This is a genomic window from Rhodoblastus sp. (genome assembly GCF_041915505.1).
Taxonomy (GTDB): domain Bacteria; phylum Pseudomonadota; class Alphaproteobacteria; order Rhizobiales; family Beijerinckiaceae; genus Rhodoblastus.
The window spans coordinates 1-10,794 of record NZ_JAYSBG010000098.1 but is presented as its reverse complement, the minus strand read 5'-3'; the positions used below and the strand labels follow the sequence as shown (position 1 = coordinate 10,794).

The 10,794-nt window shown below is 66.4% G+C and carries 11 protein-coding genes; 6 read left to right on the top strand and 5 right to left on the bottom strand.

Features of this window, described 5'->3' with window-relative positions; genetic code table 11:
• Positions 1-150 precede the first annotated feature (150 nt).
• The 3 genes from narI to ACE3S9_RS08310 are packed head-to-tail and all read left to right on the top strand — an operon-like array spanning position 151 to position 2,246.
• Entirely contained in the window at positions 151-855 is a 705-nt protein-coding gene (gene narI, locus ACE3S9_RS08320; RefSeq protein ID WP_374545980.1) for a respiratory nitrate reductase subunit gamma, read from the top strand.
• Positions 856-860: 5 nt separating this feature from the next.
• Entirely contained in the window at positions 861-1,682 is an 822-nt protein-coding gene (locus ACE3S9_RS08315; RefSeq protein WP_374545979.1) for a peptidylprolyl isomerase, read from the top strand.
• Between the two features lie 39 nt (positions 1,683-1,721).
• Entirely contained in the window at positions 1,722-2,246 is a 525-nt protein-coding gene (locus tag ACE3S9_RS08310) for a DUF2478 domain-containing protein (RefSeq protein WP_374545978.1), read from the top strand.
• 9 nt (positions 2,247-2,255) lie between these two features.
• Here the strand turns inward: ACE3S9_RS08310 and ACE3S9_RS08305 are convergent, their stop codons facing one another.
• Both ACE3S9_RS08305 and ACE3S9_RS08300 read right to left on the bottom strand, forming a co-directional pair.
• Positions 2,256-2,579, bottom strand: coding sequence for a hypothetical protein (locus ACE3S9_RS08305; RefSeq protein WP_374545977.1), 324 nt, complete (start codon positions 2,577-2,579; stop codon positions 2,256-2,258).
• Positions 2,580-2,718: 139 nt separating this feature from the next.
• On the bottom strand, positions 2,719-3,555 hold the full coding sequence (locus ACE3S9_RS08300; protein WP_374545976.1) for a universal stress protein: 837 nt from the start codon (positions 3,553-3,555) through the stop codon (positions 2,719-2,721).
• A 244-nt stretch (positions 3,556-3,799) separates the two neighbouring features.
• Between ACE3S9_RS08300 and ACE3S9_RS08295 the strand changes: the two genes are divergently transcribed.
• A complete protein-coding gene (locus tag ACE3S9_RS08295) occupies positions 3,800-5,734 on the top strand; it encodes a PHA/PHB synthase family protein (RefSeq protein WP_374545975.1) in 1,935 nt (644 codons plus the stop codon).
• Between the two features lie 10 nt (positions 5,735-5,744).
• Here ACE3S9_RS08295 and ACE3S9_RS08290 read toward each other — a convergent pair whose 3' ends face one another.
• Positions 5,745-6,440 carry a Crp/Fnr family transcriptional regulator gene (locus tag ACE3S9_RS08290; RefSeq protein ID WP_374545974.1) on the bottom strand — a complete coding sequence of 232 codons (696 nt, stop codon included), beginning with the start codon at positions 6,438-6,440 and terminating at the stop codon, positions 5,745-5,747.
• Positions 6,441-6,539: 99 nt separating this feature from the next.
• Here ACE3S9_RS08290 and ACE3S9_RS08285 point away from each other — a divergent pair, with 99 nt between their 5' ends.
• Entirely contained in the window at positions 6,540-7,718 is a 1,179-nt protein-coding gene (locus ACE3S9_RS08285; protein ID WP_374545973.1) for an NnrS family protein, read from the top strand.
• A gap of 25 nt (positions 7,719-7,743) precedes the next feature.
• On the top strand, positions 7,744-8,154 hold the full coding sequence (locus ACE3S9_RS08280) for a bacteriohemerythrin (protein ID WP_374545972.1): 411 nt from the start codon (positions 7,744-7,746) through the stop codon (positions 8,152-8,154).
• 9 nt (positions 8,155-8,163) lie between these two features.
• On the opposite strand, the gene ACE3S9_RS08275 is transcribed toward ACE3S9_RS08280, so the two are convergent.
• Together ACE3S9_RS08275 and ACE3S9_RS08270 are read right to left on the bottom strand one after the other, a co-directional pair.
• A complete protein-coding gene (locus ACE3S9_RS08275; protein WP_374545971.1) occupies positions 8,164-8,406 on the bottom strand; it encodes a hypothetical protein in 243 nt (80 codons plus the stop codon).
• Positions 8,407-8,600: 194 nt separating this feature from the next.
• The coding region (locus tag ACE3S9_RS08270) for an AMP-binding protein (RefSeq protein ID WP_374545970.1) at positions 8,601-10,794 on the bottom strand (2,194 nt) is incomplete at its 5' end.

Genomic DNA, 10,794 nt, shown 5'->3' with positions numbered 1-10,794 from the left:
GCGATTGCGGCCATGACGGGCTCGCCGCCAAATTGCGGCAGGCGCGGCGCCCGGCGCCGGGAATCGTTCAAAATCCGACGCCCCGCACCGCTTTCACCCATTCGCATTCTCACCAAGCGCAATCTCACCAAGCGCCGGAGGACGGTCGCCATGGCTGACTATCTCAATCACCTGCTGTTCGGCTGGTATCCCTATCTCTGCCTGACCGTGTTCCTGCTCGGCAGCGCCATCCGCTTCGACCGCGAGCAATATAGCTGGCGCTCAGGCTCGTCGCAGCTCCTGCGCCGCAAGCAATTGATGTGGGGCTCCAACCTGTTCCACATCGGCATCCTGGTCATTTTCTTCGGCCATCTCGTCGGCCTGCTGACGCCGATCGCGATCTTCGACGCGCTCGGCATTCCGCACTCCTTCAAGCAAATGCTCGCTATCGTCGTCGGCGGCGTCGCGGGCGTGATGTGCCTGGTCGGCCTCGTGCTGCTGCTGCACCGGCGCCTGACCGATCCGCGCATCCGCGCCACCTCGTCCTTCAGCGACATCGCGATCCTGTTCATCCTGCTGGCGCAATTGCTGCTGGGGCTGTCCACCATTTTCGTCTCGCTCAATCATCTCGACGGGCACGAAATGGTGAAATTCATGACCTGGGCGCAGGGCGTGTTCACGCTGCGGAGCGACAACTGGGAAGCGGTCGCTGATGTGAGCCCGATCTTCAAACTGCATCTCGTGCTGGGCATGACGATCTTCCTGATCTTCCCCTTCACGCGGCTGGTCCATGTCTGGTCGGCGCCGATCTGGTATCTCGGCCGGCAGGGCTATCAGGTCGTGCGCACGCGCAAGACCCTCGCGGCAGGGGAGTGAGGGCCATGAGCGCCTGCGCCGTCAAATCGCCCGACGCCTTCTCGGGCCGCAAGGAAATCAGCGTCAATGGAACCGTGCTGCCGCACGATCTCATCGCCGCCGAAGCGCAAAATCACGCGGCGTCCTCGCCGGCGGAGGCCTTCGCGGCCGCCGCCCGCGCGCTCGCCATCCGCGAGTTGCTGCTGCAGGAGGCGCGCCGGCTCGGTCTGTCGCCGGCGCCTGAAACAGACGCCAATGGCCGCCGCGAAACCGATGAGGACGCGCTGATCCGCGCGGTGGTCGCCCAGGCGATCCCGCAGGACGCGCCCGACGAGGAAAACTGCCGCCGCTATTACGACAACAATCGCGGCCGCTTCCGCTCCGCCGATCTCTACGAGGCGGCTCATATCCTGATCGCGGCGACGCCGGAAAACGAGGCTGAGGCGCTTGAAGCCGCCCGCGCGCTGATCGCCGCGCTGAAGCGGGACCCGTCCGGCTTCGCCGACGCTGCCCGGGCCCTGTCGGCTTGCCCGTCGCGCGAAGCCGGCGGCAATCTCGGCCAGATCGCGCGTGGCCAGATGGTCCCGGAGTTCGAGCAAGCTTTGTTCGCCATGGCGTCGGGCGCCGTGTCGGACGAGCCGGTCCGCACGCGCTACGGCTTCCACATCCTGCGACTGGACCGCAAGATCGAGGGGCGCGACCTGCCGTTCGAACTGGCGCGCGAGCGGATTGCCGGCTATCTTTCCGAAAGCCGCGAACGGCAGGCGATTGCGGGCTATATCGCGCATCTGGCCGGACTGGCGGACCTTCGCGGCGTTGCGCTCGCGGGCGCCCGGGCAAGGGCTTGAGAAGAGCTTGAGGCAAGGGCTTGGGTGAGAGGAAGGGCGATGAACGCGCCGGTGACGATTGAACATTTCGCGCCCCGCTGGGACGTCGATCCGCTCGCGGGGCCGTTGACGGCGCTGGTCTATGACGAAGGCTTCGCGATCGGCGACCTGTTTCGCGCGCTTGCGGCCCGCGCCCGCGCGCAGGGCTCGCGGCTCGGCGGCGTGATCGAGCGGGAGCCGCCGCCCGCCGCGCCGGGCCGGAAATGCGACATGCTGCTGGAGGATCTCGCGAGCGGCGAGACGATCCGGATTTCGCAGGATCGCGGCGCCTTCGCGCGCGGCTGCCGGCTCGATCTCGACGGCCTCACCCGCGCCTGCGCCTTGGCGCTGCAAAGCCTGCCCGAATGCGATGTCGTCCTGCTCAATAAATTCGGCAAGACCGAAGCCGAGGGCGGCGGCTTCCGCTGCGTCATTTCGGACGCCCTGGCGCTTGGCGTCGCGGTGGTCATCGGCGTACCGCGCCGCAATCTCGACGCCTGGCGCGAGTTCGCGGGCGATTTCGCGCAGGAATGCGATTGCGCCTGAACCGCGTCGTCAGAAATGGCGGTGGTGCAAATCGTCGATGCCCGTCAGCTTGCCGAGAACGGTGGCGAGATTTTCGGGCAGGATCTCCGAGGCGCCGCCGACGCGCCGCGCGCGGAAGGCGCCGGGTTCAAGCGCGCCGAAACATTCCATCCCGAACTTGCCGTTCGGCTCGAATGACACGGTTACGGTGCGCACGCGGTTCGGGTTGGGGCGGCCGAGCCGGAAAGTGACATGCGATGGGTCGACGCTGAATTCATAGGCGCCGATGGCGGCGAGACGCTCTTCGCCGCCCAGATGATGCTTGATCTGGTCGAGAGACAGCGCGGCATACATCGTTTTTCTCCCGCTCCGGTTTCATTTCTCTTGGTGGCGCAGGCGGAAAGTCCAAGGCGCGTTTGCGCCCGATGCAGTGTCAGCATTGCACAAAGAGATGAAAAGAGCGCAAACGCCGCCGGCCGCGCCGGGCGGCGGCTCAATGGGCGATGAAAACGGGGATCGGCGCGGCGCCGAGGATGGCGCGGGTGGTTCCGCCGAGGATCATCTCGCTCAGGCGCCAATGGCCATAGCCGCCCATCACCAGAAAATCCGCCGCGCTGTCGGCCGCATGGCCGAGGATGGCCGAGGCCGCATCCTGCGCGGTCGTTATGTCGCGCAGGGTCGCGGCGACGCCGTGGCGGGCGAGATGGCGCGCGATGTTGAAGCCGGGCAGGTCGCGGCTGGGCGCGTCCGCGTCGGAGACGCAAAGCACTTCGACGCTCCCCGCCGCGCGGAGCAGCGGCAAGGCGGAGGAAAGCGCTCGCGCCGCCTGCGCGCTAGCGTTCCAGCAGACCAGCGCGCGGTCGAGCCCCGCCGGCCCCTCATGGCCCGGCGGGGCGATGAACAGCGGCCGCCCGGAGCCGAACAGCGCGCTGGAGAGGAGGGGGCCGCTTTGGCCGCCGGCCGCGCCGTCGTCGCGCGCGATGATCGTCAGGTCGAAATGCCGCGCCAACCGCGCGAATTCGTCGCCGGCCCGCTCCAGATAGGCTTCGATCATGACCGATTCCGTAGCGACGCCCGCCGGCGCCGCGGCCGCGAAACGCGCATAATCCTGTTCGGCGGCGGAGCGCCGCAGAGCGGCGATCTTTTCGAAGGGCTCGTAATCGGTGAAATTCCAGCCGGCGGCGAGGCCGGCCGGATCCGGAACGGGAGCGGGAATGTCGATCACCACCGTCGCCGCCGTGACATGAGCGCCCATTCGTTCGGCCAGCGACAGAGCGAATCCGGCCGGCGCGTCGGGACCGAGATGAAGCAGGATGTCCTTGATCGTCATGTCGTCTCTCTCCCATATCCGGCTGGCCATATTAGCCGCACTCTGGGTAGAATTTTCACCTCGATTTCCACAATTTCATGAACGCCGGGTTGCCGCGCCGAGCTTGAGTGCAAATGTGCAAATCGCTTTTGTCGTCCCAGCCACGTTCTTTTGACATAGCCCCTTTCCTGAGGGCCGGCTGGTCGCGCAATATGGCCGCGTTCCTTCCGGCGCAGGCCGGAGGGCGGTGCGGGAGAGGAATGCGATGAGGAAGCCGTCGAAAAGCGCGAGTGGTGCAGGGTCGTCGTCGGGAGCGCCAGCAGCCACGCGGGCGCGGCGCCGCGCCGTGGCGGCGCCGGAGCCGGCTTTGGCGGTCGCGGAAGTCGCGCGGGGCCAGCTCCCGGTGGTGGCCGCGCCCCCGCCGGTTCTCGCGCCCTTGTCGGTCCCGGCGCCCCCGCCGGCCGCCGCGCCCGAGGCGGAGCCGCCGACCCCGCTTGACCGGCTGCTTCACGCCGGCCTCGCGCGCTATACTCTGGGCCTGTCGCCGGCCTCGCTGTGGCTCGCTTATGCCGATTGGGCGATTCATTTCTGGTCTTCTCCGGCCAAACAGCAGCAGCTCGCGCAAAAAGGCTACCGCAAGGCTTTGCGTTTCGCCAATTACGCCATGAGGGCCGTGACCGATCCGTCCTGCGAGCCCTGCATAGAGCCGCTGCCGCAGGATTCGCGCTTCCGGGGCGAGGCCTGGAAGAAGCCGCCGTTCAACCTGTTCCAGCAATGGTTCCTGCTCAATCAGCAATGGTGGCACAGCGCTACCACCGGGATTCGCGGCGTCTCGCCGCATCACGAGCAGCTCGTGAATTTCATGGCGCGGCAGGCGCTGGACATGGTTTCGCCGGTCAATTTCGTGGCGACCAATCCGGAAGTGCTGCAGGCGACGCTGGCGGAAGGCGGCCAGAATCTCGCGCGCGGCGCGACGAATTTCTGGGCGGATTGGGAGCGCGAGGCGGGCGACAAGCCGCCGATTGGCGCGGAGCATTTCCGCCCCGGCGAGACGGTGGCGGTCACGCCCGGCGCGGTGGTCTATCGCAACCGGCTGATCGAACTGATCCAATATAGCCCGACGACGAGCGAGGTTCAGGCCGAACCGGTGCTGTTCGTGCCGGCCTGGATCATGAAATATTACATCCTCGACTTGTCGCCGGGAAATTCGCTGGTCAAATATCTGGTCGATCACGGCCATACGGTCTTCATGATTTCCTGGCGCAACCCGAGCGCCGAGGATCGCGACCTCGGCTTCGACGATTATCTGCATCTCGGCGTGCTGGAGGCGCTGAAGGCCATCGGCGCCATCGTGCCGGGGGCGAAGGTCGATGCGGTCGGCTACTGCCTTGGCGGCACGCTGCTGGCCATAGCCGCCTCCTATCTGGCCCAGCAGGGCGACAAGACGCTCAATTCCACCACGCTGTTCGCCGCGCAGACCGATTTCACCGAGGCCGGAGAGTTGACTTTGTTCATCGACGACAGCCAGCTCAATTTCCTCGAAGACATCATGTGGGAGCAGGGCTATCTCGATTCCAAACAGATGGCCGGGACCTTCCAGTTGCTGCGGTCGAGCGACCTGATCTGGTCGCGCATGGTCCATGAATATCTGATGGGCCGCCATACGCCGCTGAACGACCTGATGGCCTGGAACGCCGACGGCACCCGGCTGCCCTACAAGATGCACAGCCAATATCTGCGCGAGCTTTTCCTCAACAACGACCTGTTCGAGGGGCGCTACAAGGTCGATGGCGGCGAACCGATTTCGCTCGGCGACATCAACACGCCGCTCTTCGTGGTGGCGACCGAAAAAGACCATGTCGCGCCCTGGCGGTCGGTCTACAAGATCAATCTGCTCGACGATGTGGACACGACCTTCGTCCTGACCAGCGGCGGGCACAATGCCGGCATCGTCAGCGAACCGGGCCATGCCGGCCGGCGCTATCGCGTCTCCCATCGCCCGGCCGGCGCGCATTATGTCGGCCCGGATTCATGGCGCGAGACCGCCAAGGTCGAGCAGGGCTCGTGGTGGCCGGAATGGCTGGCCTGGCTCGACGGGCGGTCGCAGGGCCGCAAGGTCGGGCCGCCGTCGATGGGCGCGCCGGACAAGGGCTATCCGGCGCTTGCGGCTGCGCCGGGCTCTTACGTGCTGCAGGCCTGAGCCGGCGCGGTCACGTCTCCTTGCTGGCGATGGCCTCGAGGCCGCGCACGTCGCGCACCACGACCTTCTGCCGGCCGCAATCGACCAGCCCCTTGGCCTCCCAGGCGCTGAGCGTGCGGCTGACGGTATGCAGCGTCGCGCCGGTCATTTCGGCGAGATCCTGCCGCGACAGCGGGAAGTCGATCAGCGTGCCGCCCTCGGTTTCGCGTCCAGCCTGCCGCGCCAGCTTCAGCACCGCGCCGGCGATTCGCTGCTCGACATGCTGGGTCGAAAGGTCCAGCACCCGCTCCTGCGTATCCTGCAGCCTCCCGCCGATCGATTGCATCGCTTTGATCGCGACGGTCGGATAGGCGGCGATCAGTTCCGCCCAGGCGGCGTTGGGCCAGGCGAGAGCCAGCGAATCGACCGCCGCCGTCGCCGTGCCCGGATAGGCCGGCGCGCCGATCGCCATCGCGACGCCGAACAGATCGTTTGGCGCGACGAAGCGGACCAGAATTTGCGCGCCCTGCGTATTGATGCGAGTCACGCGCAGCCGCCCGTGCAGCAGCAGGAAGAAGCGGTCGGCCGTCTGGCCCTGCTGGAAGGCGGTCTCGCCCTTCGGCAGGCGCAGGATTTGCGCCCGCGCCAGAATGTCGTCCAGAGCCGCCGCGTTCAGGCCGGCGAAGGCCGGGCAATCGGCGATCAGTGAGCGGTCGAGCCGCGCCATGGCTTGTCCTTTAAAATCCGCCGCCCTGTTTGCCCTCGCGCAAGGTCGCGGCCTTGCACAAGGTTTAGCAAAAGTGTCGCGAGCGACCAAGGAGCTGTCATGTCCGACGCCAGCCGCCGTCTTGCGGACGGCCCCGCCATTCTGAGTTACGGCTTCCGACCTTTTTTCCTCTCCGGCGCCGTATGGGCGGCGGTGGCGGTCATTGTCTGGCTGCCGCAATATTTCGGCGAGATGAGCCTGCCCAACGCCTTCCAGCCGATGGACTGGCACGCTCATGAGGCTCTATTCGGCTACGGCGGCGCAGTGGTCGCGGGCTTCCTGCTGACGGCGGTTCCCAACTGGACCGGGCGCCTCCCGCTGCGGGGCCGTCCGCTGCTGATCCTGTTTGCAGTCTGGTTCGCCGGGCGCATGGCGATGGCCTTGTCCGCCGGGCTGGGCTGGGCCGTCGTCGCCGTGATCGATTGCGCCTTCCTCGCGCTGCTTTGCGCCGCCATCGCCCGCGAAATCGCCGCCGGCAAGAACTGGCGCAACGCGCGGGTGCTGGTCGTGGTCGTGCTGCTGCTCGCGGCCAATGTTCTGTTCCATGTCGAGGCGCATCTGACCGGCGATGCGATCCACGGCCGGCGCCTCGCGTTGGCGGTGCTGGTCATGCTCATCATGCTGATCGGCGGCCGCATCGTGCCGAGTTTCACCCACACCTTCCTGCAACGCCGCGGCGCCGGCCGCCTGCCGGAGAAATTCGGGCGTTTCGACGGGATCTGCATGGCGGTCTCGGCTACCGCCTTGGTGGGCTGGATTGTCGCGCCGGACAGCCATGCCGTCGGGCTGGCCCTGATTGCCGCCGGCCTGCTGAATTTCGCGCGGCTGGCGCGCTGGGCGGGCGACCGCACCGTCGGCGACGCTCTGGTCGCCATCCTGCATCTGGCTTTTATCTTCGTGCCGATCGGTTTCGTGCTGGGCGGGCTCGCCGCCTTCCTGCCGGACGTTCCCGCCAGCGCCGGGCTGCACGCCTGGGCCGTCGGCGCCGTCGGCGGCATGACTCTCGCGGTGATGACCCGCGCCAGCCTCGGCCACACCGGGCGCGCGCTTCACGCCGGCTGGGGCACCAAGGCGCTCTATGCCGCCGTTCTGGTGGCCGCCGCCGCGCGGATCGGGGCCGCGCTCGCGCCGCAATGGAGCTTCGCTTTGCTCCATGCCGCCGCTTTCGCTTGGCTCGCCGCCTTTCTCGGTTTCGCCGCGCTCTATGGCCCGGCGCTGGCGCGGCCGCGCCTCAAATGATAACCGTCGCCCCGATGAGGATCCGATGAACCTGCCCCAATTGCCGCTTGGCGTCCGCGTGATGGACGAGGATCATTTTGCGCTGGAACAGATGTTCGCGCGCGTTCCGGCGCTCGCCGACGACGCATTGCAGGCTTATCTCGATGCGATACTTGACGAAATCCGCGCCCATTTTACGCGGGAGGAGGCGGAGATGGAGCGGGTCGGCGTGCCGATCCTGCCTTGCCATCGCAGCCAGCATGCGGCGTTGCTCGCCGAGGCCGAAAAATTGCGCGAGTCCTTCGCGCGGGCGGAGCCGGCCATGCGCCGCCATCTTATCGGTTACGCTCTGGCGCAATTGCTGGCGAACCATATCGCCAGCGTCGACCAGATCTCGTCGCAATTTTTCGACGACAAGATCGATTATGCGGCCCTGGCGCCCGGCGACGCCGCCTGAAAAGGCGTCTCAGTTTTGCAGGACGCCCTGCGGCGCGTCGACCAATCCGGCCAGGGTCTGCTCAATTTCGCGCCAGTCCGTATCGGCCTTGCCGGCGTCCAGAGCGGCCCGGACCTGCTCCGCGAGCGGGGCGCCATTGTCCTTGAGCCAGGCGACCCGCGCGGTCTGATGACCGAGGTTTTCGGCATATTTCTCGGCCTTGCGGCGCAGGAAATCCCCTCTGCGCGACTGGAAATCGATTATTTCACACATGGAATGCTCCTTTGACGTGCGCCTCGTTTTCCAGTGTGCAGTGCAGCAATAATCGGGCCAGATTTCTTAAGTTGTTCTTAAAAAGGCGGCGGTTCGATGGTGGATGATTAAGGAAGCCGTCAGGCCCGAGCTTGTCCCGGCCATGGCGGGAACGAGCCCGGCCATGATCGCGTCGACCGTTCTGGAAGCGCCGATCAGGCCGCCAGCTTTTCCGTCACGGCCTTGGTTATGGCAGGATAATCGGTCTTGCCCGAGCCGAGCAGCGGCAGCTTGTCCATGACGAGAACCTGGGCGGGGAACATCAGTTCGGTCGCGCCCTGCGCCTTGGCCGCGGCCATGAATTCGGCGCGGCTCGCCCCGACTTTCTCCGTGCAGAGGATGATCTTTTCGCCCTTGCGCGGATCGGGCAGCGCCACCGCCGCGACTTTCGCCTCCGGCCAGCACAAGGCGGCCAGCGCCTCCACTGCCGCCAGCGAGATCATTTCGCCGCCGACCTTGGCGAAGCGTTTGGCGCGGCCCTTGATCGCGACGAAGCCGTCGCGGTCGATCGCCACGATGTCGCCCGTGTCGTACCAGCCTTCCGGCGGCGGCTCCAGCACGCCGGGCTTTTCCGCGCGCAGATAGCCGAGCATGACATTCGGTCCGCGCACATGAAGCCGCGCGCCATCCTCGATGCCCTCGATCCGCTCCAGCCGCGCCTCGACGCCGGGGCAGAGCCGCCCAACCGTGCCGAAGTGGTTGAACATGGGCGTATTCAGCGCCAGAACCGGGGAGGTTTCGGTGACGCCATAACCCTCCAGAATGCGCAGGCCGAATTTCTCCGCATAGAGTCGCCGGGTTGAATCCTTCACGGCTTCGGCGCCGCCGATGATGTAACGCAGCGAACGCAGGTCGTAGGGATGCGCGGAGCGGGCGTAGCCGTTCAGCAAGGTGTCCGTACCGAACATGATCGTGGCGTTGGTCGCATAGATCAGTTCCGGAATGACCCGGTAATGGAGCGGCGAGGGATAGAGATAGATCGGCACGCCGTGGACCAGCGGCAGCACGAGGCCGCCTGTCAGTCCGAAGGAATGGAAGATCGGCAGCACGTTGAACAGCCGGTCGCGGCGGCCGAAGTCGATCCGCGACGCGCATTGCGCGACATTGGACAGAATGTTGCGATGTGACAGCACGACGCCTTTCGGAGTCCCCTCGGAACCCGACGTGAACAGGACCACCGCGCGATCTTCCGGGCGAGCCTTGACGATCGGCGCGCCGGAGCGCAGCAGCCCGCGCCATTTGTCGAGCGTCGTGACCGTTTCGCGCACATCTTCCAGATAGATGAAGGCGATCTGTTCGCCGACCTTTTCGACCAGGCCCTGCAGCTTGGCCTTTTCGATGAAGGCGCGCGAGGTGACGATGGTTTTCACCTCCGTCGCGGCGCAGGCCGAAAGCACATTGGCGGGGCCGGCTGAAAAATTGATCATGGCCGGCGGGCGATTGGCGGAAATCAGCCCGAGAAAGGCGGCGCCGGCGCCATTGGCGTTGGGCAGCATCAGGCCGATGGACTGGCCGGCCGGCGCCAGGGGGCTGAGCTTTTCGCCGAGCACGCGGGCGCCGACCAGCAGCTTGCGATAGCTGAGGGCAGGGGAAGTCGGGTCTTCCAGCGCGATCCGCCCCATGCCGTGCCTGTCGGCGGCGGCGGCGATGGCGGTGAATATGGTCTGGTCGAGATTCGCGGTCTTGAAATAGAGGTCGGACATGACCTGATAGAGCGCCGCGCCCGCCGCCTGGCGCCGGGCCTTGCCGCGCAGGCTGTCGTCCACCTTCAATTCGATCGGCTCCAGAATGGTCACTGTGACCTTGGGCAGCAGGCGGCGCCGCGCCTGATCCCGTGCGAGCCGCGAGAACATAGAGGATTCCAGCCCCTCGATGCGCGCCGGGACCACCATCCGGCCGGACTTTTCCGCGATCATGCCGGCGCCGTCATAGACCTTCATCAGCGAGCCGGTGACGGTGAGGCGGCCTTCCGGGAAGATGATGAGCGTTTCGCCCTTGCGCACGGCCTGGATCAGGCTGCGCGTCGCCATCGGCTTGGTCGGGTCGAGCGGCAAGGCGCGCACGAAACGCAGGAACGGCTTGACCCACCAGCGTTGCGCAATGCTGGAATCGATGGCGAAGATCGGCTCGTCTTCCAGCAGCGACAGCGCCAGCGCGGCGTCGAGAAAGCTGACATGGTTCAGCGCGATAATGGCGTTGGGGCCGGCCTTGGCGATATTGTCGCGCCCCTTCACCTCCAGCCGGTAGAAGGCGCGGAACAGGATCGACAGGAAATCGCGCATAGGATTGGTCGGCAGCCGTGCGAACATCCACACGGCGCTCAGAGCGGCCGCGACCGCCATCAAGGCG

Coding starts and splice junctions, on each gene's coding strand:
- narI (WP_374545980.1), top strand. CDS start 151: ATGGCTGACTATCTCAATCACCTGCTGTTCGGCTGGTATCCCTATCTC.
- ACE3S9_RS08315 (WP_374545979.1), top strand. CDS start 861: ATGAGCGCCTGCGCCGTCAAATCGCCCGACGCCTTCTCGGGCCGCAAG.
- ACE3S9_RS08310 (WP_374545978.1), top strand. CDS start 1,722: ATGAACGCGCCGGTGACGATTGAACATTTCGCGCCCCGCTGGGACGTC.
- ACE3S9_RS08305 (WP_374545977.1), bottom strand. CDS start 2,579: ATGTATGCCGCGCTGTCTCTCGACCAGATCAAGCATCATCTGGGCGGC.
- ACE3S9_RS08300 (WP_374545976.1), bottom strand. CDS start 3,555: ATGACGATCAAGGACATCCTGCTTCATCTCGGTCCCGACGCGCCGGCC.
- ACE3S9_RS08295 (WP_374545975.1), top strand. CDS start 3,800: ATGAGGAAGCCGTCGAAAAGCGCGAGTGGTGCAGGGTCGTCGTCGGGA.
- ACE3S9_RS08290 (WP_374545974.1), bottom strand. CDS start 6,440: ATGGCGCGGCTCGACCGCTCACTGATCGCCGATTGCCCGGCCTTCGCC.
- ACE3S9_RS08285 (WP_374545973.1), top strand. CDS start 6,540: ATGTCCGACGCCAGCCGCCGTCTTGCGGACGGCCCCGCCATTCTGAGT.
- ACE3S9_RS08280 (WP_374545972.1), top strand. CDS start 7,744: ATGAACCTGCCCCAATTGCCGCTTGGCGTCCGCGTGATGGACGAGGAT.
- ACE3S9_RS08275 (WP_374545971.1), bottom strand. CDS start 8,406: ATGTGTGAAATAATCGATTTCCAGTCGCGCAGAGGGGATTTCCTGCGC.